Origin of the sequence: Vreelandella populi (assembly GCF_003989825.1) — a bacterium.
GTDB classification, from domain to species: domain Bacteria; phylum Pseudomonadota; class Gammaproteobacteria; order Pseudomonadales; family Halomonadaceae; genus Vreelandella; species Vreelandella populi.
In genome coordinates this window covers 133,467-159,716 of record NZ_RZHE01000015.1, presented here as the reverse complement: position 1 = coordinate 159,716, position 26,250 = coordinate 133,467, and the positions used below count along the sequence as shown (strand labels likewise).

Here is a 26,250-nt window from a genome sequence, read left to right as displayed (position 1 = left end):
GGGCCTTTGCACGCGCACTTTATACGCTAACCAGGGCCCACATCTTGATCGCAACCGCCAATATCACCATGCAGTTCGGGGCCAAGCCCCTGTTTGAAAACGTCTCCGTCAAATTCAACAACGGCAATCGCTACGGTCTGATTGGCGCCAATGGTTGCGGCAAGTCGACCTTTATGAAGATTCTGGGCGGAGAGCTTGAGCCGTCATCGGGTCAGGTCATGCTGGATAGCAGCACGCGGCTGGGGAAGCTGCGTCAGGATCAGTTCGCTTATGAAAACGAGCGTGTAATTGACACCGTGATCATGGGCAACACCGAGCTTTGGAAGGTTGCCGCCGAGCGCGAGCGCATCTATAGCTTGCCGGAAATGAGCGAAGCGGACGGCATGGCGGTCGCTGACCTTGAAGTACGCTTTGCCGAGCTTGATGGCTATACCGCCGAGTCCCGCGCAGGTGAATTACTGCTGGGTCTGGGCATTCCTATCGAGCAGCATACCGGGCCGATGAGTGAAGTGGCCCCAGGCTGGAAACTGCGTGTGCTCCTGGCCCAGGCGCTGTTTTCCGACCCTGATGTACTGCTGCTCGACGAGCCTACCAACCACCTGGATATCAATACCATCCGTTGGTTGGAAGATATTTTGACGGCGCGTAACAGCACCATGATCATCATTTCCCACGACCGCCACTTCCTGAACAGCGTATGCACCCACATGGCGGATCTGGACTACGGCGAGATTACTCTGTTCCCGGGTAACTATGATGACTACATGACGGCGGCAACCGCCGCGCGCGAGCGTCAGCACTCGGATAACGCCAAGAAAAAGGCCCAGATTGCCGAGCTTCAGCAGTTTGTGAGCCGCTTCTCGGCGAACGCCTCGAAAGCCAAGCAGGCGACCTCGCGCGCGCGCCAGATCGACAAGATCAAACTTGAAGATATCAAGCCCTCAAGCCGTGTCAGCCCGTTTATCCGCTTTGATCAAAACAAGAAAATACACCGTAATGCGGTGAATGTTGATGCCATTACCAAGGGATACGATGGCGCGCCGCTGTTCGAGCGGTTTTCCATGACGGTTGAAGCCGGTGAGCGTATCGCCATCATCGGCCCCAACGGTATCGGCAAGACGACATTGCTAAAAACCCTGGCGGGCGATTTGCATCCCGATAAAGGCGAGGTGAAATGGACCGACGCGGCCGAGCTTGGGGTGTTTGCTCAGGATCATGCCGACGACTTTGCCATTGATGCTACGCTGTTCGAGTGGATGGCGCAGTGGACCCAGGGAGGCGAGCAGGTGGTGCGTGGAGCGCTTGGCCGGATGCTGTTCTCAAGTGACGACATCGGTAAATCGACCAAAGTGATTTCCGGAGGAGAGCAGGGGCGTATGCTGTTTGGCAAGTTAACACTCACTAACCCTAACGTGTTGCTGATGGACGAGCCGACAAACCACCTGGATATGGAGTCCATTGAAGCGCTCAACCTGGCGCTGGAAAATTACCCAGGCACGCTGCTGTTTGTCAGCCACGACCGCGAGTTTGTCTCCAGTCTGGCCACACGCATCATTGATATGCAGCCTGGCGGCATTGTCGATTTCAGCGGCAGTTACGATGACTATCTGCGCAGCCAAGGGGTGGCGTAACACTCAGCCGATAATCTGGGTGTAGGTGTCTTCCGTGGCATTTTGATGCTGGGTATCCAGCACGTCGGCGTTAAATAGCGTTGCCGCCTCTTTGGCAAGTGCCACAAAGGCAATCATCTGTTGATTGCGGCGTTTGTGTAGGGGCGGTTTGACGATCAGGCTGATGCCTTTGATTTCCTCATCGGCGCTTTCGTTTCTGTACAGATCAGGGAGCTCGCCGGGCAGGAAGGCGTTGGCAATCGTGATCGGGTTGGCCGGCTGCTGGCCCGCCACCAGAAATACCTTCTTAAGCGGGTCGTAGTCGGCGTTGATCTTTTGAAGCCACTGAGTAAGCGTTTGCTCGGTGGCCTGCCCCGGTTCAGCAAAAATGATAAATAAAGAGTGCTGGGAAACCTTGGCGGCCGGTTGGATCGTCACAGGCGTTTCGTCGGCAGGTGACTCGACAACCCTGGCAGGTGACGGCGTAAGCCTGTCCGCTTTCTCTTTGGCGCGACGTCGGCGCCATGGAATAATGACGTAGATGAATATTGCTGCCGCTAATCCCCCGAATACCAGCGATATCAATGCCAACATTAAAATGGCAGTCGTGCGATCCATATTCTTAAAATCCCTTTTTTTAATTCGTGACTCAGTGTTATTTAATCGTAGAGCTCTTGCCTTCAATGCCAGCGGCACCCTCAGCCAGTAAAGCACCAATAGCGAGAGTGTTTACCTGGAAAAGCAGTTCAAGCGATGGGAGGCATGATCACGGGCGGAGGTCAAAAAGGCTTTTATAGGTTACGGTACCCACCTTTTGGGCGAAATTTCATGCCCGTACTGACTGCAAGCCCAACAGACCCAGCGAAAGCAAAAACGCCACCGGCGAATGCAACATACCATCTTCGCATTTTGCCAACGTACTAGGTTACCAGTCTTTACCTTTATAAAAGTACAAAAAAAGCACTACCGCAGTAGTGCTTTTTGATCAGTAAACTGTCAAACGGCAGCTGGGCTTAGCCCGTGCGATCATACCCGTTATCCATAAACGGATAGTCGGTATAGCCCTTTTCATCGCCACCGTAGAAAGTGTCGTGGTTGGGTTCATTGAGTGCTGCATCAACCCGAAAGCGCTCAGCGAGGTCAGGGTTGGCAATATACGGCCGACCAAACGCCACGACATCTGTCGATTTGTCGTTAATGCGGGCTTCGGCGCGTTCAGCGTCGTAGTTGCCGCAGTAGATCAGGCTACCGCTAAAACGCTCTCGCATCTGCTCACGGAAACCGTCGGGGAACTGAATATCACCACCGGCCCAGTTGGGCTCGTTCAGGTGCAGGTAGGCGAGGCCGCGCTTGGAAAGCTGCTCCGCTATGTAGAAGGCCATCTCTTTCGGCTCATCATCGGTCAGGCCGAACAGTTCGATAAAGGGGGTCATGCGAATGCCCACCCGGTCTGCGCCGTACACCTCAATGACCGCATCAATAACCTCTAGCGGGAAGCGGGCACGATTCTCGATCGAACCGCCGTATTGATCGGTACGCTGGTTGCTGCCAGTTGCCAGGAACTGGTTGAGCAGGTAAGCGTTGGCCGCGTGCACTTCCACCATATCGAAACCGGCACGCTTGGCGCGAATAGCGGCTTGGCGATAGTCGTCCACAATGCCGGAGATTTCATCGGCTTCAAGGGCACGGGGCGTGCTGGTGGGGTGCTGGCCAGCAGTGCCATCTTCAAACTCGACAAAACACTGGGCGCCTTCGCCTTTCAGGGCGCTAGGCGCGACCGGCTGCTCTCCATTGGGTTGAACCATTTCATGGGAAACGCGCCCAACGTGCCATAGCTGAATTGCAATGCGACCGCCTTTGGCATGAACGGCGTTAACCACCCCTTGCCAGCCGGCTTCCTGCTCATCGGTCCAGATACCCGGCGTGTAAACATAACCGCGAGCGGTGGGCGAAATATTGGTAGCTTCGCTGATGATTAACCCCGCACCGGCCCGCTGCCCGTAGTAGGCCTCTTGCATCTTGCCTGGCACGCTGTCCGGCGTGCGCGACCGGGTAAGCGGTGCCATGATGACTCGGTTGGGAATCGACAGGCTGCCCAGTTGGGTCGGGGTAAAAAGCGTTTCATACGCCATGCAGCTAACTCCTTTTACGGCAATAATAGATAACAGTGGTCAGAATAGACCAGTTTACTAGTAAGCGCCAACTATGATGTTCTACGCGCTGTTATGCGGTCTAGTTAAAACAAACCCCCGCCTGGAAAATAAGGCGGGGGCATTAGAGCGTGAGGGATCATTTATTCACGTTGCCAGGGCCAGCGCCGTTTGACGGGCGTATCGACTTGCCCAATGGCGCTGGTAAGCGGCAGTATTATCGCGGCTAGCTGCCGGTGGCATACGGCGCTGCTGAGCACACCCGGGCACTGTTTAAGGAGTAGCTCGCACTGCTGGGAGGCCAGAAATATCTGTTCAACCGCCTGAGGGGCAAACAGTGGCCGGGCCTCTCTGCAGCAGCGGTTTAACTCTCGCGCCAGCATTGAAAGCATCGTGGCATCCAGCCAGCAGGGCAGCGGGTCGTCAAGGCGGCCAGCAATAGAGTGCTGAATCGCTTCAAACGAGGTTCGCAGAAACACGAGGGTCTGGCGAAGCTGTCGCTGCTCACTGGTCATTTGGCCATCCCGCTAAATGTCACTAAAAGAAATTGGTTCTCATTAACATCTTTTCGACGATAACGGCAGTCAATTAGGGTGTCAATATAAAGGCTATCGACAGGCGGAGGTTTTAACCGTACCGGGTAGCGCCATTTACTGACTAAGCAGCACGAGCCCTTGGCCAAAATAGAAAACGCCAATCCCGGTAACGATCCAGCGTGTCCAGGTGCGAAAGTTGGCATCGGTCAGGCGGTGTAAAATACGCGTCCCGGTTTGGGTACCTAAAATGGCAAAGGGAGCCGCCAGTAGTACCATGCCCCATTCTCCTGCGCTTAATGCCAGCGCCGCCCCCAGGTAAAACAGGATCTTGATGCTATGGGCGACCACCTGAATCATCGCTTTGGTGGCCACTACCTGGCGGCGGTCCATTTGCGAACGCACAAAAAAGATATCAATTAAAGGTCCCGACACCCCAGCGGCAATAGTTAGCCCGCCGGAGGCCATGCCGCACAGCAGCGCGTGGCTGGCCCGATTGGCATTCAGATGAAACCAGCGCTTGGGCATCCACACCAAAATCGGCATCAAGCCGATCAGGATCGAAACGGTGGCCGCATTGGGGCTGTAATTGAACAACAGCAGTAACCCAGCCGCGCTCAGCACGCCAAGCGTCATAAAGGCAACGATTCGCCAAACAATAAACCGCCGTGAGAGCCATGCGCGCGACCCGTTGGCGGTCAGCTGAATTACACCATGCACGGCCATGGCAGTGCTCGCTGGAAAAACCAGCAGCAGAAACCACAGCAGCACCAAACCGCCCGCCATGCCGAAGATGCCTGACAGCATTGAGGTCAAAAAGACAACAAAGACAAACAATGAACCGATGAGTAATGACATGTTAGGGCTTCTTAGCTACGGCAAAAGGGCCAGACCTGATAGAAACGGCGGCATTGAAACTCGGCTTCGCAGGCGTTGAGCTGGGTCTGGTAGCGGCTTGTGCGGGTAGCAATCTGTTGCCCGGCGCGCAATACATGCGGCTTATTACGGTAAGTGCCGCGCCGATAGCCGCCGGCCCCTTCGTGATAGGCGTAGTAGAGGTGTTCCGGGTTGGTCAGCGAAATGCCCGCCTGCTGTTGTGAGCGGCGGTTGTACCAGCCGATAAAATCGGTGGCGTGCTTCATACTGGTACGCCGCGCAAACAGGCTGCCGGCCTGGTCACGGTACTCGCCCCATACCGGGTCCTGCGCCTGGGCATAGCCTTTTGCCGAAGAGGGGCGAGGGCCGGGAATAAAGCCTAGATAGTACTTACGATCCGGACGGATATGGCTTTTAAAGGAAGATTCCTGCTGAATAAATGCCATTTGCGTGGCAATCGACGTGCCCCATTTTTCTTGAGAATCCCGCGCGTAGTCATACCAGGTGGGCTGTTCACGGAAAATTTCGCAGATATTGCTCTGATCCCGAGGCGGGTTAGGGGCAAAGGTGGCGCACCCTGAGAGCAGCAGGACAGTGCTGATTACCCCCCACGTACGCAGTGTCATAAGCCACGACAAGTATCTCGTGGGAAAACTATCAACAGGGCAAAGCATGACGAATTCCTTGTGGATAAAAGTGCCGTCACCGATATTTTATACCGAGTCAAATCAGCTTCTTGTTGGCCGCTAGCGTAACAGGTTTTCAAGGCATCGGCGTAGCCGCTGAGCCTCACGGGCCAGCGTTTCACCTGAAAGCATACCTACCCCCATTACCAGGCCTGAGCGCGGGTCATGTTCTGCGCATACCGGGCTTAGCGGGCGTACGATCAAGTGCTCTTTGAGTAGCGCTTGGGCAAGCTGAACATCGTTGATGTGCGATGCAAATTCGATGCACAGGCTAATAGCGCTGCTCGGTGGCGAAATACGCTTTACAAAGGGAAGGGCACGCAGCTGGTCATGCATTACCTGCTGGCGGCCAAGATAATCGCGCTGAATACGACGGCACCAGGCATCCAGATCACCATCAAAAATGAACTGCGCAAGCACCGCCTGATCCAGCATGCGCCCCTCACGAAACAGCTCGCTGCGCAGGCGGTTCATGGGCCCGGACAGCTGGCGGGGGACCACCAGGTACCCCAACCGCAGGCCCGGAAACATCATCTTGGAAAAAGAGCCGGCCAGTAAGTGATGTCCGGATTCTGGATCAAACAGCAGGTTTGAATGGTCGTTGCGGTTGAACTCGTAGTCATCTTCAATAATGTAGGTAGGCGCCAGGGTATCGCACAGGCGCTGCTTGTCGTGAAGACAGGTCGGCACACTGAGCGGATAGTGATGGGAGCCGGTCAGATACGCCAACTGAACGGGGGCCAGCGAGGCTGACAGGGTATGGCCATGATCGGGGTGCCACGGCAGCATCTCAACGTTCATTCCCGTAGCAGTAAATACATTGCGCGCCCCCCAGTAGCAGGGTGATTCCATTGCCACCGTATCGCCTACATCGGCAAGCGCCATGGCGCAAAGCTCAAGACCGTTATGGGTGCCATCGGTGATGATGATCTGGTCAGTGTCGCAGCGAATATTGCGCCAGCGCTCCAGAAAATCGCGTATGGCTCGCTTTAACGGCCCATAGCCGCCGGTCGAGTAGGAGAGTAGCAGCGCATTTTGCGGGACTGTCACGCTGGCATAAAGCTGGCGCCATTTACGCATGGGAAATTGGGCAATATCCGGAATACCCGGCACAAAGGCCCCGCTTTGAATCAGGCTGGCGCCCAGGCCTTGCAGCACTTTCTGCGCGCGTTTGGAAAGGGGGCGATTCTGGGTAGGCGAGTTGGCGGCGAGGGAAGGTTTGCTGGTCCAAGTGCCCTGACCATGAGCCGTTTTAAGCAAGCCTTCTTCAAGCAGCGTACCAATCGCCAATGCCAGGGTCTGGCGGGCCACCCCCAGCTTCTGTGCCAATACCCGATGAGAAGGTAAGCGTAGCCCGACGGGCCACTGCTGGGTAATCGCAGAACGCAGTGCTTGTTCAATACGGACCTGCTTGCTTAGCCGTTCAGGTTGGAGTGCATAAAGATGTTCAAGTTGGTGCAAAACCTGCTCACGGTCCATGCAAAGCTCCCTTTTACCTGGCTGAAAGTACTAACAGCGTGAACTGTCAGGCAATTATCAGCCGATTCTTTGCACTGTATTGGTGCATTAAGAAAGTGGTCTAGTTAAACAGAAAAGTGGTGCATACGCGTTCTACCTTCAGCCTGCTAGCGTGTCTATATGCCCTATAAACGGGATAAGGATACTGCGCCATAGAGCGCCAATGACAACATCCAATAACTTGCAGGATACTTTGCTATGAGCACTCCCACTTCTGAACAAGATAAACTCGTCCGGGTACTGGCCCGTGGCGATGTACTCGCCCTCGCGTTTGGGGCCATGATCGGCTGGGGCTGGATCGTTCTTACCGGAACCGCCATCCAGTCCGCCGGCAGCCTGGGCGCTATTCTAGCCTTTATTGTGGGTGGTTTTGCCATTGTGCTGGTCGGTTTGACCTACGCAGAGCTTGCCTCCGCCATGCCCAAGGTTGGCGGCGAGCACGTTTACAGCTACCGGGCGCTAGGCCATCTGCCCTCCTTTTTATGTACATGGGCGATCATTCTCGGCTATTTGAGCGTGGTGGCGTTTGAAGCCGTTGCACTGCCCACGGTTATTGAACACCTGGCGCCTAACTACGCCGTCGGGCACCTTTGGACCATTGCTGGCTGGGAAGTAAAAGCGACCTGGGTGGCCGTGGGTGTAGGCGGTTCGCTTTTGATGATGTTGATCAACTACTTCGGCGTGTCCACCGCGGCCCTGCTACAAAAAGTGGTGACCGGCCTGATTCTGCTGGTCGGCGTGATGTTTGTGACAGGCTCCCTGTTTGAGGGTGAGACTATCAACATGATGCCGCTTTTTGCCCATGGCGATAACGGCACCATGGCTGGGATCATTGCGGTGTTGGTCATGGTGCCCTTCCTGTTTGTGGGCTTTGACGTGATTCCCCAGGCCGCGGAAGAGATCAATCTGCCTTATAAAGCCATCGGCAAGGTACTCATGCTTTCGGTCATTCTGGCGGTGGTGTGGTACGCGCTGATCATTTTGGCGACTAGCCTGGCGCTTAACAGCACCGAGCTTGCTGCAAGCTCCTTGAGCGTGCCGGACGCCATGGGCGCGCTGTTTAACGCTTCCTGGGCCAGCAACCTGATGGTAATGGCGGGTATCGCGGGCATCATTACCAGCTGGAACGCGTTCTACATTGGCGGCTCGCGGGCCATTTATGCGCTGGCTAAAGCCGGCATGCTGCCCGCGCCGTTTGGCAAGCTGCACCCGCGCTATAAAACACCCACCAACGCTATCTTCCTGATGGGCTTTCTCTCCTGCATCGCGCCGTTCTTCGGCCGCCCGGCTCTGGTGTGGATCGTTAACGCCGGTGGACTGGGTATCGTGATCGCTTACCTGTTTGTGGCGATCTCTTTTATGGTGCTGCGCGTGCGTGAGCCGGACATGCCCCGTCCGTTCCGCATTCGTCACGGCAAGCTGTGCGGCACCCTGGCCATTGTTCTGTCCTTCGGCATGGCCTGCCTCTACTTGCCGGGTAGCCCGGCCGCGTTGAGTGGTGCGGAGTGGAGCATCTTCGCCGGCTGGTCGGTACTGGGTATTGCGCTGTATATCCACGCGCTGCGTACCTACGGCCGCGCCTATAGCGACCAACACATGATGGCGGATCTGTAAGCCGTCTACGACATTCACAGGAGCATTGTATGAGCTTTATCGAACAGTGGTTGCACGAAGCCGTCCCCGCCCTGGTAGGCGGCGAGTGGCGCACCGGAAAAGAAACCTTTGCCGTGGACAACCCCGCCACCGGCGAAACCATTGCCCGTGTCGCAGAGCTTGGCGCGGAAGATACCCGTGATGCCGTGGCCGCGGCTTATGAAGCCGGCCCTACCTGGCGCGCTACCCCGGTAAAACAGCGCTCAGCCCTGCTGCGCCGCTGGTTTGAACTGATCACTGAACATGCCGACGACTTAGCGCGGCTGATGACCATGGAGCAGGGCAAGCCGCTGGCGGAAGCCAAGGGCGAAGTCACCTACGGCGCCTCGTTCATCGAGTTCTTCGCCGAAGAAGCCAAACGCATGGCCGGCGAAACCCTGCCCAGCCACGGCGCCGACAAGCGCCTGTTGGTGCTGCGCGAGCCAGTCGGCGTGGTGGCCGCCATCACGCCGTGGAACTTCCCGTTGGCGATGATCACCCGCAAGTGTGCCCCGGCACTGGCCGCGGGCTGCACCGTGGTGATCAAGCCCGCCGAGGCAACGCCCCTGACCGCCCTGGCAGCGGCGTACCTGGCGCTGGAAGCGGGCCTGCCCGCAGGTACCATCAACGTGGTGACCGCCTCCAAACCAGCGGAAGTCGGTGAAGTGCTGACGACTGATTCACGCGTGCGCAAGGTGTCGTTCACTGGCTCCACGCCGGTGGGCAAGCGCCTGCTGGCCCAGTGCGCCAGCACCGTGAAGAAGACCGCCATGGAGCTGGGCGGCAATGCGCCATTTATCGTGTTTGACGATGCCGACGTGGACGCTGCGGTGGACGGTGCTATCGCCTCCAAATTCCGCAACGCCGGGCAAACCTGCGTGTGCACCAACCGCTTTCTGGTCCAGGACGGCATTTACGATGCGTTCGTCAGCAAGCTCACCGAACGGGTAAAAGCCCTAAAAGTAGGCGACGGCCTGGCAGACGGCAGCGTAATTGGCCCGCTGATCAATCAGGCCGCGGTCGATAAAGTGCAGCGTCATGTGGATGACGCCATGAGCCAAGGGGCGCGCCTTATGTGTGGCGGCGAGACTCATGCGGCGGGCGAGCGCTTCTTCACGCCCACGGTACTCGCTGACGTGACCACGCAGATGGCGGTGGCCGATGAGGAGACCTTCGGCCCAGTTGCGCCTGTATTCCGTTTCAAGCAGGACGAAGAGGCCATCCAGATGGCTAACGATACCCCATTCGGTTTGGCGGCCTACTTCTACGCCACGGATTACCGCCGCATCTGGCGCACCATGGAAGCGCTGGAATACGGCATGGTCGGCGTCAACGAAGGGCTGATCTCGACCGAGCTGGCGCCGTTTGGCGGTGTAAAAGAGTCCGGCTTGGGCCGTGAAGGCTCCCACCACGGTCTCGATGAATTTACTGAATTAAAATACGTCTGCGTCGGCGGCTTATAAGGAGAAGTATCATGACAAATCACGAACTGAACGAACTGAAAAACCGTTATGTGGCCAACGGCGCAGCGACCCCGAATACGGCCTTTGCCGAGCGCGCTGAAAACGCCGAACTGTGGGATGCCGACGGCAACCGTTGGATTGACTTCGCGGGTGGCATCGGCGTTTTGAACCTCGGCCATCGCCACCCGAAAATCGTTGCCGCCGTTGAAGCGCAGCTACACAAGGTCATGCACACCAGCGCCGCGGTCATCTCCTACGCGCCTTACGTTCAGCTGTGTCAGAAACTGTGTGAACTGACCCCGGTACGCGGCCCCGAGCGTAAAGCCATGCTGGTCAACACCGGTGCCGAAGCGCTGGAAAATGCCGTGAAGATTGCCCGCGCCGCCACTGGCCGTACCGGCATCATCACCTTCGATGGCGCCTTCCACGGCCGCACCATGATGACGCTTGCTATGACCGGCAAAGTGTTGCCCTACAAGAATGATTTCGGCCCGATGCCGGGTGACGTCTTCCGCGCGCCGTTCCCCAATCCCTTGCACGGTATTAGCGAAGAGGCCTCACTTAATGCCATTCGCACGCTGTTCAAGACTGATATCGCCCCGCATCGCACGGCGGCGATTGTGATCGAGCCGGTCCAGGGCGAAGGCGGCTTCTACATCGCTTCACCGGATTACCTGAAAGCGCTGCGCGCGCTGTGTGATGAGCACGGTATTCTGCTGATTGCTGACGAAGTGCAGTCCGGCTTTGCGCGCACCGGCAAGCTGTTTGCGCTGGAACATAGCGGCGTTGAGGCGGACATTCTGACGACTGCCAAGAGCCTGGCTAACGGCATGCCGCTGTCTGCGGTGGTCGGTTCGGCCAAGGTGATGGACGCCTCCGGCCCCAATTCCCTAGGCGGCACCTACAGCGGCAACCCGCTCTCCTGCGCGGCGGCCCTGGCGGTGATCGAGGTGATCGAGGAAGAGAATATCCTTGAGCGCAGCGCGCAGATGGGTCGCCTGTTGGCTGAACGTTTTGGCGTATGGGAAGAGCGCTTCCCCGCCGTGGCACACGGCCGCCAGCTGGGCGCCATGGCCGCGTTCGAGCTTTTGGATAGTAACGGCAAGCCCGACACCGCGATGACCCAGCAAGTTTGCGCGAAAGCGCGTGAGAAAGGGTTGATCCTGCTCTCCTGCGGCTTCTATGGCAACAGCATCCGTATTCTGGTGCCGTTGACAGTGTCTTCCGAAGTGCTGGAAGAAGGCTTAAGCATTATTGAGCAGTCGCTGGAAGCGCTTAGCTAATACGCCGCATTAGGCATCTATAGCCCGCCCCCGCCAAAAGCGTTCGCTTGCGGCAGGGGCGGGCTTTTTTATATGCCGCTGAATAACGCAAAATGCCAGGGAGGCGCTTATTCAGACGCCGTCAGCCGGGCGAACAAGGGCATCAGCAGCGCGAAAAGCTCGGCTTGAGAAGAGATGCTGCACTTGGCGTAGAGCTGGCGACGAAACACTTTAACCGTTTGCAGGCTAACCCCCAGATGCAGGCTGATGGAGAGAGAGGAGTGGCCTCGTAAGATAAACAGGGCCACTTCCGCCTGGCGCGGGCTGAGTCTGATACGGTGTTCCTGCTTGAGCACCCCTTGTAGACGCTCTTCAAGCGGCGCCGGTGCAGCTTTCATTGCGTCTTGTGGCCGATAATCCTGCCAATGTTTTTTCATCAGGCCGGCAAGGGTAATGGCGTGCTGCTCCACCGCCTCACGTTCCCGTTTGTTGAAAGGCTTGCCACTGGAGCGATCTCTGCCAAGGCAGGCCGTTAAAGTGACGCCTTCAGTGAGGCTTGTGAAAATCGCGATCTCATCAAGCAGCGTGGTCTGCTGATAGTAGTTCTTGTAGTAGTGCGTGCGCCTGAAATGGTCAGGAGCAACATCCATCAGGCGGCGTATCCCTTCCACACCACCTCGCAGGTGCTCGCGATAAAACGGGTCGAGCAGATAGGCGCCACCTAGATATTGGCTGTCCATCGGTAGATAAACTACAGGGTCGGTGTACTCCCGGTAGAGCACCATGGGCCGCTGTTCGCCGTGATAAGCGATGATAATCAGGTTATCGAACGCCGTTAGGTGTTTTACCAATCGGGAAAAATGTTGAGGTAACTCAGGCGTTGCCAACGCCATGATGGTGCTGGCCAGCAACGGGTCATATTCGTTACGTATCACCAATTCCACATCCGCAAAGCCATACCACGCTGGGGTTATATACGATCGGGTGGGCGGCCAATACCTTTTAAACAGGTTGGCTGCCAAGCGTCTCAGTCTAGCTGGACAGTAACAATATCAGCAATGGCGAGGCCAAGCCGGTCGTTAAAAGAAGAAAACTCTCGCTGGTACCGCCTCAATAACAAGCTTGATAAACCAGCTCGTCGTTTTGTGCTGATAGGGTAATTGCCCGGTGCCGGTTCTAACGTTTCCTGGAGATGGATGATGGCGGATAACAATATAAGACTGGAAAGAACCTTATCCCTAAAAGCCGTGGTGCTGTTTGGCCTCGCTTACATGACACCCTTGATCGTGCTGGGCACCTTCGGCGTAATCGCCAGTACCAGTAATGGCGCGGTACCCACTGCCTATCTTATTACTACCGTGGCCATGCTGTTCACGGCATACAGCTACGGCATCATGGCGCGGACCTACCCGGTTTCAGGTTCTGCCTATACCTATGCACGTAGGGCCATCGATTCGCGGGTGGGTTTCATGGTGGGGTGGAGCGTGCTGCTGGATTACTTCTTCCTGCCCATGGTGATCTGGCTGATCGGCGCTGCCTACCTGAATGCGCGTTTTCCGGAGGTGCCAAGCTGGATATTCCTGCTTGGCTTCATCGGTATCACTACCTTCCTGAATATCTACGGCATCAAGCTGGCGTCCAAGGTGAACTCGCTTTTGATGACCTTTCAGATACTGGTCATCGCTTTCTTTGTACTGCTGTCGATTCGCCATGTGGTGTCTACCGGCGGCACCGATGCACTTTTCAGCCTTGGACCATTTCTGGGTGAAGACGCGGGTTTTACGGCGATTGCCGCAGGTGCCGCGGTGGCGGCCTACTCTTTCCTTGGCTTCGATGCCGTGACGACGCTGACCGAAGAGACTATCGAGCCAAAGCGCAATATTCCCCGGGCCATCATGCTCACTGCCCTGATCGGTGGCGGTATCTATGTGCTGGTGGGTTACACAACCCAGTTAGTACATCCTGGTAGCAGCTTCGTAAACTCCGACTCCGCCGCCTTTGAGATTGCAACAACCATCGGGGCGGATCTCTTCGGGGCTATCTTCCTGGCGGGCATGGTGCTTGCCCAGTTCACGTCCGGCCTTGCGGCTCAAGCGAGTGCTTCCCGGCTGCTGTTTGCCATGGGGCGTGACGCGGTACTACCACCCAAACTGTTCGGCGCGCTGCACTCACGCTTCCATACCCCGGTATTTAGCATCGTTCTAACGGGCGCTATCGGTATTATCGCCCTGTTTCTTGATGTGCTGTCCGCTGCGTCGTTCATCAATTTTGGCGCTTTTATCGCCTTTATCATGGTCAACCTGTCAGTAATCTTTCTGGTCAGCAAGGACGCCGAGGCAAGACGCCAGTATGGTGTGCTCAAAGGGATGGTGGTTCCGCTGATTGGCGCCGCGGTCAACCTGTGGCTAATGAGCAAGCTGGATATCAACGCCTTTATCCTTGGCCTGATCTGGCTTGCCATCGGTCTGGCCCAGTTGACCTACCTGACCCGCTTCTTCCGCCGTGAACCGCCGGAAGTCGATTTTGACGAGTCAGAGCCTGAGCCAGCGTACTCGGTGGCACAAGAAACGCGTTAAGGAGTTTAGTATGTCCCGATACTTGCCTGTGCTGATGGTACAGGAAATCTCACGGCGGTACGGCGCCGACTCCGAGCTTCTGGAATTCGAAGCTGAGCTGGCGGTCCATTTGAGCGACTTTGGCGCTGATTTTGAGCAGCCTCGAATGGTGGTCTATCCCGAAATGCATCTTTGTAGCGCCTCGGGAACACCTGAACAGCGAAAGGAGCAGTTGGAAGCCGCGGCTGAGCATATCGATGGGCCGCGCCACCAATGCCTGTCGCGTATCGCCCGCAACCTGGGAATATGGCTACTGCCCGGCACGGTATGCGAGCGTGGGGAGGATGGGCATCTTTACAACACCGCTCCGGTGTATTCGCCCGAAGGCGAGCGAGTGGCGGCCTACCGCAAGTGCTTCCCCTGGAGGCCTTATGAGCCGTACCGCCCAGGTGACCGCTTTGACGTGTTCGAGGTGCCGGGGGTAGGGCGGGTTGGGCTTGCCATCTGCTACGACATCTGGTTTCCCGAAACGGTGCGGCAGCTCGCCTGGATGGGGGCCGACGTGATCATCAATCAAGTCGCTACCACCACCTGCGACCGCGCTCAGGAGCAGATTCTTGTTCAGGCAAACGCCATCTTCAATCAGGTATATATGGTGAGCGTCAATGCTGCCACGCCCTCGGGCGAAGGGCGGAGCCTGATTGTCGATCCTGAAGGGCGGATTCGCGCGCAAATGCCCGGCGCCACCTCAGGCATTCTCACCGACGTGCTCAACCTGGAGGAGGTTGAAAGGGTGCGCACTTTCGGCACCGCCGGGTTGAACCGCATGTGGTCTCAGTATCGTGATGATGATCCCGTACTCGAATTACCCATGTACGAAGGCCGCATTGATCCGCGTAAGTGGAAGAATCGATAACAGCTGAGTTCTCCTGAGTTGCTTAGAGCATCGCTCAATTGACGTGGCGTGCCTGCAACGGGGCTAGCCCGCCACCCCTGGAAGCCTTCGCTTTCCGTGGTGGCGGGTTTTGCATTTTAGGGCCACATTAACCTACTCGAAATGCGCGAGGCCGCTGCTCATTGAAGTGGGTGGCGCTATGGCCTTGCTGCCCTTATTTCTATTTTTTCAATCAGGAGCGCTGATGAGCGTCTTTTCTCTGGTGAGCATACTGATCACGCTCGCCGCCGTCTCGAGTTACTTCAACTACCGCTATATCAAGTTGCCGACCACCATCGGCGTCATGCTGGTGGCGCTGATCGCCTCCCTCGCTCTGATTCTGATCAGCCCCTACCACGAAGGGCTGCGTGACGAGGCAACGGCGTTGGTGGCGCGTATCGACTTCGACCAAGTGGTGCTGCACGGTATGCTGGCCTTTCTGCTGTTTGCCGCCGCCATCCATGTCAAGTTCGACAATCTGAGCCGCGAGTGGCTGCCCATTGCGCTGCTGGCCGTGGTGGGTACCCTGATGTCCACCTTCATCGTGGGCACACTGACCTGGTTGCTGCTTGACTGGATGGGGCTCGGCATTCCCTTCCTGCACGCTCTGCTGTTTGGCGCCTTGATCTCACCGACCGACCCCATCGCGGTGGTCGCCATCATGAAATCCGTGGGTGTTTCCCAGCAGCTCGAAAGCCAGATATCCGGGGAGTCGCTGTTCAACGACGGCCTGGGCGTGGTGGTATTTCTGGTGCTTTTGCAGCTTTCGGGACTAGATGTGGCAGCCGAAGGCTCACACATGTCATCTCCTATTGATGCGGCGGCGATCGGCATGCTGCTGCTCAAGGAGGTGGGCGGGGCGCTCTTGCTGGCCTCGGTCGTGGGGTACGTGACCTATCAGATGCTCAAGCGCGTGGATAACTATCAAGTAGAGGTGCTGCTTACCCTGGCGCTGGCCATGGGGCTTTACGCCCTGGCGGATGGCCTGCATCTGTCCGCGCCCATCGCTGTGGTCATCGCGGGGCTTTTCGTTGGCAATCATGGGCGCCTGTTCGCCATGTCGGAAAAGACACGCGAAAACGTCGATACCTTCTGGGAGCTGATCGACGAGATTCTCAACGTGGTGCTCTTTTTCCTGATCGGCCTGGAGCTTCTTATCCTGCCCATCGAACGCGCCTGGCTGGTAGCGGGCGCTTTGGCGATCCCCATCGTGCTAGCGGCGCGCGGGTTTTGCGTATCCATCATCATGGGCCCGCTTGGCCGAATGACCAGCCAATCCCCAGGCGCGATCCGGATTCTCACCTGGGGCGGGCTGCGCGGCGGCATCTCGGTAGCCATGGCGCTGTCGCTGCCCGAAGGCGAGCTCAGAAACCTGGTGCTCACGCTCACCTACTGCGTGGTGGTCTTTTCGATCATGGTTCAGGGCCTGACCATGGGGAAAGTCATTCGCTTGAGCAGTAAACCGTCGGCGCGCTCATGAACCTCAGGCAGACCGTTCGCTGACGGCCTGCCTGCCGATCATGAAGTGAGTGGCTTAATCCAGCATCTCGGGCTCGTTGGCATTGGCCGGTGTGAGCAGATAATAGAGCGCGGGCACTACCAGCAGGGCGAGCAGCGTGGCCGAGATCAGTCCGAAGATGATCACCAGCGTGAGCGGTCGATAGGTAGCGCTGCTTATGGCCAGCGGAATAAGCCCGATGATGGTGGTCACTGCGGTGGTTAAAAGCGGGCGCAACCGTCGGGCGGCGCCTGCGGAAGCGGCCTCGGCTACGCTCATGCCCTCCCTGAGAAAGCCGTTCATGGTATCGACCATGATGATGCCGTTGTTGATCGCAATACCGATCAGCGATACCAGCCCGATCATGGCAAAAAACGAAAACGAGATGCCGAACGCCCAGAAACCCAGCGCGGTACCAATAATCGCCAGCGGCATGGTGGCAAAGATGATCAGCGCCTGGCGGAAGCTGCTGAACACGATCACCAGCACGCCCACCACCAGCACGATGGCCACCAGCATGGCGATACCGATCGAGCCGACGGTGTCGGCGGTCTCGGCGGATTCGCCGCCCACCGCGATGCGATATCCCGCGGGCCAGTCGCGCTGTAACTCCTCAAGGCGCGGCGCAACGTCGTTCATGATTTCGGTCACGGTACGGCCCTGGTTCTTGGCCAAAACGGTCAGCGCGCGCTCGCCATCGACGTGGGAAATCGCAATCGCGCCTTCCGACTGCATGGGGCTCAGCAGCTGGAACATAGCGATAGAACCGCCGTCCGGCAGATAGGCGCGCACTCGCGAGAACTCCTCGACATTGCTCGGCCCGCCCGCTTCACCTGGCTGGCTCGGCCACTCCATGCCTAAGCGGATGTCGATATCGTCGGTTTCACCGGAGGTGGCGAAGGTGCCGATGATATCGGAGCTGTAGGCGATGCGTACCTGGGCGGCAAGCTCTTCGTGGGTGATGCCGAAAAAGCTCAGGGCATCGCGATCAGGGCGCAGCGCCAGTTGGGGCTGCGGTGCGCCCAGGTTATCGCGCACGTCCACCACGTTCGGGGTAGAGCTGAGCACCTGCTGCACCTGCATCGAAAGCTCTTTCAAGGTATCCATGCTGCCGCCAAGCAGCTGGATCTCGATGGGATCCCCCGGTGAGGGGCCGCTGCTTTCCGGCACGACCAGAAGCTCAGCGCCGGCGACGTTACGGGTGAGAAAGTCGGAAAGCTCGGCGCGCAGCGACTCCGCCAGCACGTAGGAGTCCTCATCGCGTGCATCGCGGGCCTTGAACATCGCCGAGAAGCCAATGAAGTTCTCGGCATCACTGGGCTGTAGCGAAGCGGCGCCGCCTCCGCCAGCGAACGGGCTCTTGAGCCCCACCAGCTTGATGATGCTCTCGAAGTAGGGCTTATTGCGCAGTATCTCGCCGATCTGATCAGCCACGACCTGGGAGGTCTCCAGCGGCGCGGTAGGCGGAAGCTCGATATTGATGCCCAGCCGCTCACCGTCCGCCGGCGGGAAGAGTTCGAGGCGCGTTTGGGTAAACGCAAACAGGGAAATCACGAACAGCGCGACGGCGCCCAGCACCCATAGCCAGGCACGGCCGCGGCCGGCCACGATATAGCGGCCGTTAAAGCGTTCCACCCCGTTAACGGCGCGCTGGGTCACGCGATCCGCCATTCCCGGTTTTTCCTCACCTTCTGCGCGGCGCTGCTTGCCCAGAAGCACCCGCGAAAGCGGCACTGCACAGAGCATTGCCACGACAAAGGAGAGCACCAGGCAGATGATGATCGTGGTGGGCAGTACGCGGATAAAGGCGCCCATGGTACCGCCAATCGACATCAGCGGCGCCATGGCCAGAATCGTGGTCACCTGGGCTGCAAAAATGGGAACCGCGTACCGTTTGACGGTGATCAGCACGGCTTGGCCGAAGGTGCGTCCATTGCGGTAGATTTCGTCGTGCAGCCCCTCCATCAGGATGATGAAGACATCGATGATCATCACCAGCGCGATCACCATGCCGATGATCACCAGTTCGTTGAGCGAATAGCCAAACGCCCAGATAGCCAGCAGCACGCCGGCAAAGGTAATCGGGACAGCCAGGCCGGAGACGATCGCCTCACGCCAGGAAATGGTGATGAACAGGATGACAAATACCACCAGCATGGTCTGCAGGGCGCTGACAAAGACTTCCGTCAGCGAATCCCAGATCTGTACGGCGTCGTCCTGCAAGACGGAGTAGTGCACTTGGGCCGGCCAGGTGTTGGCGGCTTCCAGGTCGGCGAGTGTTGCGCGAATGCGCTCGACCACCTGCACGGTATCGGCCCCCGGGGTTTTGGTAATCGACATCTCGAGCGATGCATCAAAATCGCCGCCGCGCTCGCTGAAAAACGCCCGCGACTGTTCGGTTTCCTGCATGCGCTTGACGGTCGCGACCTCGCCCAGGGTCAGTGCGCGGGAGCTCTGGCTGTTCTCAAGCCTGGATACGGGCAGCGCGCGCAGGTCATCGATATCCGAAAAGCGTCCTTCCAGGCGTACCACTGCGCCCATGTTCTGACTGCGCACTTCACCAAAGGGCTGTTCAATATTGGCCTGCTGCACGGCGTTGCGGATGGCGGTAGGCGATAGCCCTAGCGCCAGCAGTCGCTCCGGGTTGATCAGGATCTGTACGATTTCCTCGCGCTCGCCGCCGATGTTGACCTCGTTGATGCCCTGCACACGTTCCAAGGCATCGCGAATTTGGCGTGCGGTCTGGTTAAGCGTGGCGGAACCGGCGCTCCCGTGCAGCGCCAAGGTCAGGATCGGGCGGTCGTCCACCGAGCTCTGGTTGATGCTGGGGCTTTCGACCTCGGAAGGAAAACCGGACTCTGCATCGGCCACGGCGGCGCGCAGCCGTGTCATGGCATCCACGGTATCGGTCGATGCGTCGAACTCGACGGAAATCACCGACAGCGAATCGAAGGAAGCGCTGTTGACCGTGTTAACACCGCTAAGCGTGGTGATCTCGTCCTCGATCAGATCGGTGACCTGCTCTTCGATGGAGCGCGGATCCGCCCCGGACCACACCGTGGTGATGCTTGCCTGGGGGATATTCAGCGCGGGCAGCGCCTCCTTGACCAGCGCCGAGTAGGCGAACAGCCCGCCCAGCACCATCGTGACCGTCAGCAGAATACCGAAGATTGGCTTGAGAAAGAAAAAGCGCATCAACTGATGAGCGTTGCGTACCTCGTCGGTTTCGCGCGGCGCCTGCGGTGTCTCCTGGATAGTTGTATCCGAACTCATGGTTGACCCTCGATAAGCGTCACGCGATCACCATCGTTCAGCCGGGTGCGCCCTTCGGTCACCACCTGCTCACCGGGGGATAGCCCCTCCAGCACTTCGCGGCGCTCGCCAGCCTGTTGGCCAAGCTGGACGCTGCGCTCCTCCACTCGGCCGCTCTCCTCATCAAACACGAACACGAAGGCCTGATCATTCAAAAACCGCAGGGCGTTGAACGGAACGCTCAGCGCCTGCTTTTTTTCAGGCTCGGCCATCCAGACGGCCACGAAGGCGCCATCCTGCAAGCGCGGGTTGTCGCTGGTGGTGCGAATAATGATCTCGAAAGTGCGCGACTGCGGATCGACCGACGGGCTGATCGCGTGTATTTCACCTATTTCGCTCTCACCGAGCATCTCGGGGTCGAGGCTGTCCGCGTGCTGTGGCGGGCGCCCACCGATAATGGCGCGCGCGCCTACTTCGACGCGGTCGAAATTATATGACGGCAGATCAAGACGCACCTCGAAGTGTGAGGGATCGATCACCAGCGCAGGTACTGTCTGAAGCGCGCCCTGCTCGGAAGAGGTGTCCACGGTGCTGGGCATGAAGTAGCGGCCCTGTTCGATGTTGAGCCGCGCCAGTACGCCATCGATGGGCGATACCAGCCGTGACTCCTCAAGCATGACCTCGGCCTGGGCGATCTGGGCACGGGCGTTGTCACGCGTGGCCAGCGCCTGCTCGACCTCCACGCGCGCCTCGTCCAGCTCCTGGGCAGACGCCGAGCGCTGGTTGACCAGCGTCTCGTAGCGATTTTGGGTGACCCGCGCCAACGACAGGCTAGCCTCGGCCTCGTTTAACGACGCACGGGCGGAGGCCAGCTCCGCTTCCAAACGCCCAGGGGCCTGGTGCGCAATCAGTTGGCCCTCGGCAACCGGCATGCCTACACGCAAGTCCTGGTCCACAAAGGTGACCTTGCCCTGTTCGGTAAAGGTCAGGTACTCCCGGCGCAGCGAGCGGGCAGTGCCCTGGCTGTATTGCCATCCCTGCAAGGCGGTCACCGCGGCAGGTACAACGCTGACGCTGACCGCGGGTTCTTCCGGAACCTGCGTCTCAGCGTTATCTTCTCCATTACTTTCTCCACCACTACAGGCGCTCAGCAGCAGTAAAAGCGCAAGGCTAAAAGCGATGTGTTTGATGTTCATAACGCAGAAGTTCCTGTTGAGGACGGATCAAACGCAGAGACGGCATCAAAGCCGCCTCCCAGGGCAAGATGCAAGTCGATGCGGTTTTCCAGACGATCGTACTGGGCCGTGATAGTGGCGCTGCGGCTATCCAGCGCGCGCTGGTAACTCTCCAGCACATTCAGGAAGGGCTCGATGCCCTGCATGTAGCGGTTGAACGAGACGCGAACCGCTTCTTCGGCGTAGTCAGCCGCTTCATTGCTTTCCACAACGCGCCGGTCCAACAGAGCGTCCACTTCCAACGCCGTCTCGACTTCCGAAAGCGCCGTTAGCGCGACATCCACGTAGCCGTAAAACGCCTCATCACGCTGGCCTTCAGCGGCATCCGCCTGGGCGCGTAAACGTCCGCCCTGAAAAATGGGCTGCACGATATTGCCCGCAATCGTCCAGATAAAAGAGCCGCTGCTGAACAGATCCGCCAGTTCGCTGCCTGTTGAGCCGGTGCTGCCGGTCAGTGAAATGGAAGGAAGAAAGGAGCGCTCTGCGGCGCTTAGTCGGTAATCTGCTGCCTGGAGCGCCCACTCGGCACTGCGCACATCGGGCCGGCGGGCCAAAAGCTCGGCGGGAACCCCGGCCGAGGGAAGCGGCGGCACGGCAGGCAGTTCGCTGGTCGTGATCAATTGCCCTGCGGGGTACTCGCCCATCAGCGTTTCCAGTTGGCGCGTCACGCGGGCCAGGTTTTCCCGGCGCTGCTCAAGTCCCGCCTTGGCGGAGCCCAGGTTGGCATAAGCCAGGGTGACATCGGTGGGCGAGACGACGCCGGCGTTGGCACGGTTTTCCACTTGGCGGGCAAACTCGCCAAGTGCCTCGACGGTGCTCTCGGATAAATCCACCTGGGCTCTTGCCTGCACGACGCCCAGATAAAGCGACACGACATCCGCGGCCAGGGATTGATGCATGCCCCTGAGCTGCTCGCTGGCGGCGAGAAAATCCGCCTGCCCGGCGTTGGATAAAGACGAGAGCCGCCCCCATAAATCGATTTCCCAACTGACATCCAGCGACGCGCTATGGCTATTGGAAATGCTTTGCCCGCCGCCCTCGGACCCGGGTGCCGGGGCGCCCTGGCGCTGCTGCCGCGAGCTGTTCAACCCGGCGCTGACCTGGGGGAAGAGGTCCGCGCGATCACTGCGTGACTGCGCCTCGGCGATGCGCGCCTGGGCGATGGCCTGGGCAAGCCCCGGGTTATAGTCCAGGGCATTTCTAACGAAAATGTTTAGCTCTTCGTCCTGGAAATCCTGCCACCACGTATCACCAGCGAACACCTGTTGCCCGGTTGCTGCCAAAAAAGCGCCTGGGAGTTCCACGGGTAGTGGAGTGGGCTTAGGGGAAGGGGTGGCCGCACAGGCGGTCAACAACACCCCCAAGCTTGAAAGATAAACGAATCTGCTAAATCCATTGAAGGGTATCGGCATATATTCAGTCCGTTGAAAGAAGGCGTAGCATTATTTCGCGGTGGCTGGCCTTGATGGCTGCAATCTCGGAGGCGGCACTTTCGCCTCCAATAATCATTTGCCAGAACATGGCCAGCACCGCCGGTGAAAACGCTAAGGCAATCTGCCCAGGCGTAAGGGCTGTGTGCGACGTGTACTGGCGTAGATAACTTTCCAGTGCGCGCTGGCGTTTTTGGATATAAGGCCGATAGGTCTGCTGATACCACTGCTGGACTCTAAGAGGATTTCTACCGCTTTCGACGATCAACAGCCGCATGATGGTGAGCCTGCGTGTCGTTTTGCTATCGCCATAAAGTATGTCCAGAAAGCTATCGACGGCGGATTCCAGAGTGCCTTCGCTGCTCAGCTCCCAGGCATCATCGATCGCGATGGGTAGCATGATCGTATCGAGCAGCGCCTCGAACAGCGCTTCCTTGCTTGTGAAATGCGCATAAAACCCCGCTTTGGTGATGCCTGCCTTACGTGCAATGCGCTCAACCGTGGCGCCTTCGAATCCTGAAATACTGAATTCATCCAAAGCGGCGTCCAATATGTACTGGCGGCGAACAGGTGCGGTTAGTCGCGTACGTTTTGCCGAAGCGGTGGTTGCTTCACGAGTTTTTGTCATGGGGATGATTACCGCCCAGGAAGCGATGGTAAAAAATGCTACTATACCTTAACGACCGTTTGGTCGTTAAACGTTTCTTCGATCGCTCATCCATGGCATAGCGCCAAGGGGTAAACCTCTTTGCCGGCGCTGCCGCATGTTGATCGCTAACCGCTTCAGGGATAAGCACATGATTAATGTACACAAAGGGCGCTGGTCGCTAACGTTAGCCATCGGTAGTTTTGCGCTCAGCGCAACGGCTTTAGGGGCTCAGTGGGAAGGAACCCTGGGGGCCGGTGCGGTTTACACTCCAGACTATCTGGGCAGCGACGATTACGAATGGACGCCTTTTCCGGCCCTTGAAGCAAGCTACGACAACACGCTGTTCGTCAGCATGAGAAGCGGCATTGGCTGGAATATCGTCAATCGTGACGGTTTGCAGGTGGCGCCCTTTATTGGTTACACCTTCGGGCGCGATGATACCGGTGACATCAGCAATCTGGAGGAAGTCGATGGTGGCGCCACGGCCGGGCTGCGTATCAGCTATCAGGGTGGCCGCTGGCGCTACAGCGGATCGGCCGAAACGCCCTTCACCGGCGATATCGATGGCTACCGCCTCGCTTTAAAGGCCAATCACGTCACGCGCTTTAACGAACGTACCGTCATGACGCTTGGGCCGGAACTTACCTACTTCAGCGACAAGTGGACCGATGCGCTGTTCAGCGTTTCGCCGGGTGAGAGCGCAAGGTCAGGCATTGCGGCTTACGCGGCCGACGATGGCGCTTTCTCGGTAGGCGCCAATGCCTCGTTGAGCTACTACTTGACGCGGCAATGGTCGGTCACCGGCGTCGTTGGCGTATCAAAGCTTACCGGTGATGCCAGCGATAGCCCGATTGTTGACGATCTCGGCAGCGATATGCAGTGGCGCACGGGCGCGTTTATCAACTATCACTTTTAAGACCGCTGCGGTTATTTCGAAACTGACTGAACAAATTGTTGCGCCGCTCCATCGGCTGGCATAACCAAAAAGCCACATGCACCATCACCAGCAACACCTCGACCAGTTCGCCGTCTTAATGCATCAGTTGGATGGCGGCCTGTATTTCTTGTAGGGAATCGTGGTGGCGTTTGATCGTGAAAACGTAGACAGCGTTTGAACCAAACGAGCTATATAAATGCCTTCACTCTACGGATGGACGAGGACTATTCGCTGGTAAATCTATTCGTCATAAAACCAGAATGTTACCGTCAAGGTATTATTGGCGTAAGCAGCAGTATGCCAACGTATAAATCAGCAAGGTTTTTACTGACAGGAGAGTAACGATGTATATCGCGATGAACCGTTTTCGGATTGCCCCAGGACGCGAAGAGGATTTCTTAGAGGTGTGGCGCAACCGCGATTCGCATCTGAATGAAGTGCCGGGTTTTAAGCAGTTCAAGATGCTCCAAGGCGCAAGTCAGGAAGATCACACGGTGTTTATCTCTCATAGCGTATGGGAGTCTGAAGAGGCTTTTCGTGCCTGGACACAGTCAGAGGCGTTCCGTAAGGCCCATGCAGGCGCCAAGTCGCCGGAAGGCATTTACCTTGGCCCGCCCAAGTTTGAAGGGTATGAGGTGGTGTTGTAACCACAGCGGCTATTTTGAACGTGAGGCTATCGTTAGCAGTGGCAAATAGCGTTCCAACAGCTGGGCGCACCAAAAGATTAAAACGCTGATGAAAGTCCGCCATCTGTGTGACTAGCTCGCTGCGCTTGTGCCAGGCCGCTAGGTAGTCAGAAAGCGAGATATCTTGCCTACGTTGAGCAATATTTTGAAAGCCTGGGTCAGGATTGGCTATTGCTGCTCATCCAACCGTTCAACTGTTAGTGCCTAGCTTCCTTACCCTCAAAAGGGCTAGCACCAAGCATACATACCCGGCTCAAACTGCTCTTTGACGCACTATTCCTCTGCCGATAAAGGCAGTTAAAAAAAGCCAAAAAAATTGCTATTCGAGCCCTTGAAAGTCGGTTGAATGCTCCTATTTCGAGAATTGCGGAGGCGCTGCACCTCGGGCGTAGCGGCCTCCTCTCACAATCTGCCTAGCGTAGGAGGTGTTCGATATGTTCGATGATCTCAAGCGTTTTGAAACCGGCTCACCCCAGCAGTTTGACTGGCTGCGTCAGTTGCTGGACGGCTTCTTTTCCGACGGTAATGTGATGGATATTCGCGCGGTGCCTCGGGGCAGTTTCCCAATGATCAACATAGCGCGTAGCGACGATACCGTGCGGGTATACGTATTTGCTGCGGGTTTGGCACCATCGGATCTGACCATTGATGTCCAAGACAATGTGCTCACTTTGCGAGGCAAGCGCGAGCCCGTAATGGGCAGCAATGAGGATGGAAGCTCGCGCCCGGTGTTTCGCCGCGAACGCGCCAGTGGTGAGTTCGTACGGTCTATAGCCCTACCAGATGGATTGGATGCCGAGCGTGCAGAGGCGCGCCATGCCCATGGCGTGTTCGAGATCGTGCTGCCTAAACGGGAGGAGCTCAAACCGCGCCGTATTGATGTTCAGGCGGCGTGAGTCATGTTTATTAACCTTGAGAAGGAGGGATAAATCATGAATAACGTTGTTCTTTCATCTAACCGTTCTTCGCTCCAACAGCGTGGCGATGAGAAGCGCGAACAGGAAGCCCTGCTGCCAGCAGTGGATATTATTGAGGAGTCCAATGCGCTCAAGCTGGTGGCTGATATGCCCGGCGTTACTCATGAAACGCTTAAAGTAGAGCTCGACAATAACGTACTGAGTCTGGAGGGAGAGATAGCGTTGGATATAGCCAAAGGACTAAGTGCACTCCATGCTGAGGTACGGGGCCAGCGTTTCGCGCGGCGTTTTCGCCTTAGCCACGAAGTGGACAGTGATGCTATTACCGCCACTATCGTCAATGGTGTGCTGACGCTAACGCTGCCTAAGAAGGATAGCCATCGCACGCGGCGTATTGAAGTCCAGGCGGCATAAGGGCAAGCGACTG

Annotated in this window: 22 protein-coding genes; 11 read left to right on the top strand and 11 right to left on the bottom strand. The window is 57.6% G+C overall.

What is annotated here, in order from left to right:
• The first annotated feature begins 44 nt into the window (after positions 1-44).
• Entirely contained in the window at positions 45-1,631 is a 1,587-nt protein-coding gene (locus tag ELY25_RS15365; RefSeq protein ID WP_126952145.1) for an ABC-F family ATPase, read from the top strand.
• A gap of 3 nt (positions 1,632-1,634) precedes the next feature.
• Here ELY25_RS15365 and ELY25_RS15360 read toward each other — a convergent pair whose 3' ends face one another.
• From ELY25_RS15360 to ELY25_RS15335, 6 genes are all read right to left on the bottom strand, one after another.
• Entirely contained in the window at positions 1,635-2,228 is a 594-nt protein-coding gene (locus tag ELY25_RS15360; RefSeq protein WP_126952144.1) for a cell division protein ZipA C-terminal FtsZ-binding domain-containing protein, read from the bottom strand.
• Positions 2,229-2,623: 395 nt separating this feature from the next.
• A complete protein-coding gene (locus tag ELY25_RS15355) occupies positions 2,624-3,742 on the bottom strand; it encodes an alkene reductase (protein ID WP_126952143.1) in 1,119 nt (372 codons plus the stop codon).
• A 161-nt stretch (positions 3,743-3,903) separates the two neighbouring features.
• Positions 3,904-4,275 carry a hypothetical protein gene (locus tag ELY25_RS15350; protein WP_126952142.1) on the bottom strand — a complete coding sequence of 124 codons (372 nt, stop codon included), beginning with the start codon at positions 4,273-4,275 and terminating at the stop codon, positions 3,904-3,906.
• A 135-nt stretch (positions 4,276-4,410) separates the two neighbouring features.
• Positions 4,411-5,151: a sulfite exporter TauE/SafE family protein gene (locus ELY25_RS15345; protein WP_126952141.1), complete on the bottom strand. Its 741-nt coding sequence runs from the start codon at positions 5,149-5,151 to the stop codon at positions 4,411-4,413.
• 11 nt (positions 5,152-5,162) lie between these two features.
• Complete coding sequence (locus tag ELY25_RS15340; protein WP_221885429.1) at positions 5,163-5,843, bottom strand: transglycosylase SLT domain-containing protein; 681 nt, start codon at positions 5,841-5,843, stop codon at positions 5,163-5,165.
• 72 nt (positions 5,844-5,915) lie between these two features.
• Positions 5,916-7,334 carry an aminotransferase-like domain-containing protein gene (locus tag ELY25_RS15335; protein ID WP_126952139.1) on the bottom strand — a complete coding sequence of 473 codons (1,419 nt, stop codon included), beginning with the start codon at positions 7,332-7,334 and terminating at the stop codon, positions 5,916-5,918.
• A 237-nt stretch (positions 7,335-7,571) separates the two neighbouring features.
• Between ELY25_RS15335 and ELY25_RS15330 the strand changes: the two genes are divergently transcribed.
• Genes ELY25_RS15330 through gabT form a run of 3 tightly spaced genes read left to right on the top strand, consistent with a single transcriptional unit; the run spans position 7,572 to position 11,751 of the window.
• Entirely contained in the window at positions 7,572-8,987 is a 1,416-nt protein-coding gene (locus tag ELY25_RS15330) for an APC family permease (protein ID WP_126952138.1), read from the top strand.
• A gap of 29 nt (positions 8,988-9,016) precedes the next feature.
• Complete coding sequence (locus ELY25_RS15325) at positions 9,017-10,468, top strand: NAD-dependent succinate-semialdehyde dehydrogenase (RefSeq protein WP_126952137.1); 1,452 nt, start codon at positions 9,017-9,019, stop codon at positions 10,466-10,468.
• A gap of 11 nt (positions 10,469-10,479) precedes the next feature.
• A complete protein-coding gene (gabT, locus tag ELY25_RS15320; RefSeq protein WP_126952136.1) occupies positions 10,480-11,751 on the top strand; it encodes a 4-aminobutyrate--2-oxoglutarate transaminase in 1,272 nt (423 codons plus the stop codon).
• A gap of 107 nt (positions 11,752-11,858) precedes the next feature.
• Here the strand turns inward: gabT and ELY25_RS15315 are convergent, their stop codons facing one another.
• Positions 11,859-12,674 (bottom strand): helix-turn-helix transcriptional regulator, encoded by an 816-nt coding sequence (locus ELY25_RS15315; RefSeq protein ID WP_126952135.1) that lies wholly within the window; start codon positions 12,672-12,674, stop codon positions 11,859-11,861.
• Between the two features lie 255 nt (positions 12,675-12,929).
• Here ELY25_RS15315 and ELY25_RS15310 point away from each other — a divergent pair, with 255 nt between their 5' ends.
• The 3 genes from ELY25_RS15310 to ELY25_RS15300 all read left to right on the top strand — a co-directional run bounded on the left by ELY25_RS15310 (position 12,930) and on the right by ELY25_RS15300 (position 16,699).
• Positions 12,930-14,306 (top strand): APC family permease, encoded by a 1,377-nt coding sequence (locus tag ELY25_RS15310; protein ID WP_126952134.1) that lies wholly within the window; start codon positions 12,930-12,932, stop codon positions 14,304-14,306.
• A gap of 10 nt (positions 14,307-14,316) precedes the next feature.
• Positions 14,317-15,201, top strand: a complete 885-nt coding sequence (locus ELY25_RS15305; protein WP_126952133.1) for a carbon-nitrogen hydrolase family protein — start codon at positions 14,317-14,319, stop codon at positions 15,199-15,201.
• 223 nt (positions 15,202-15,424) lie between these two features.
• Positions 15,425-16,699 (top strand): cation:proton antiporter, encoded by a 1,275-nt coding sequence (locus ELY25_RS15300; protein WP_126952132.1) that lies wholly within the window; start codon positions 15,425-15,427, stop codon positions 16,697-16,699.
• A gap of 54 nt (positions 16,700-16,753) precedes the next feature.
• Here ELY25_RS15300 and ELY25_RS15295 read toward each other — a convergent pair whose 3' ends face one another.
• From ELY25_RS15295 to ELY25_RS15280, 4 genes are read right to left on the bottom strand one after another with little or no spacing between them, the layout of a single operon-like run.
• Entirely contained in the window at positions 16,754-19,990 is a 3,237-nt protein-coding gene (locus ELY25_RS15295; RefSeq protein WP_126952131.1) for an efflux RND transporter permease subunit, read from the bottom strand.
• A complete protein-coding gene (locus tag ELY25_RS15290; protein WP_126952130.1) occupies positions 19,987-21,165 on the bottom strand; it encodes an efflux RND transporter periplasmic adaptor subunit in 1,179 nt (392 codons plus the stop codon). Before ELY25_RS15290 ends, ELY25_RS15295 begins: the two co-directional genes overlap by 4 nt.
• The gene (locus ELY25_RS15285) at positions 21,162-22,616 is read right to left on the bottom strand and encodes an efflux transporter outer membrane subunit (RefSeq protein WP_126952129.1); all 1,455 of its coding nucleotides are present in this window, start codon (positions 22,614-22,616) and stop codon (positions 21,162-21,164) included. The genes ELY25_RS15290 and ELY25_RS15285 overlap by 4 nt, the downstream gene beginning before the upstream one ends.
• Before the next feature lie 4 nt (positions 22,617-22,620).
• Positions 22,621-23,262: a TetR/AcrR family transcriptional regulator gene (locus tag ELY25_RS15280; protein WP_126952128.1), complete on the bottom strand. Its 642-nt coding sequence runs from the start codon at positions 23,260-23,262 to the stop codon at positions 22,621-22,623.
• Positions 23,263-23,431: 169 nt separating this feature from the next.
• Between ELY25_RS15280 and ELY25_RS15275 the strand changes: the two genes are divergently transcribed.
• The 4 genes from ELY25_RS15275 (at position 23,432) to ELY25_RS15260 (ending at position 26,237) form a co-directional block, all read left to right on the top strand.
• On the top strand, positions 23,432-24,199 hold the full coding sequence (locus tag ELY25_RS15275) for a MipA/OmpV family protein (protein ID WP_126952127.1): 768 nt from the start codon (positions 23,432-23,434) through the stop codon (positions 24,197-24,199).
• A gap of 365 nt (positions 24,200-24,564) precedes the next feature.
• The gene (gene hmuQ / locus ELY25_RS15270) at positions 24,565-24,867 is read left to right on the top strand and encodes a heme-degrading protein HmuQ (protein ID WP_126952126.1); all 303 of its coding nucleotides are present in this window, start codon (positions 24,565-24,567) and stop codon (positions 24,865-24,867) included.
• 473 nt (positions 24,868-25,340) lie between these two features.
• Entirely contained in the window at positions 25,341-25,802 is a 462-nt protein-coding gene (locus ELY25_RS15265; protein WP_126952125.1) for an Hsp20/alpha crystallin family protein, read from the top strand.
• Between the two features lie 36 nt (positions 25,803-25,838).
• Positions 25,839-26,237 (top strand): Hsp20/alpha crystallin family protein, encoded by a 399-nt coding sequence (locus tag ELY25_RS15260; RefSeq protein ID WP_126952124.1) that lies wholly within the window; start codon positions 25,839-25,841, stop codon positions 26,235-26,237.
• Positions 26,238-26,250: the final 13 nt, after the last annotated feature.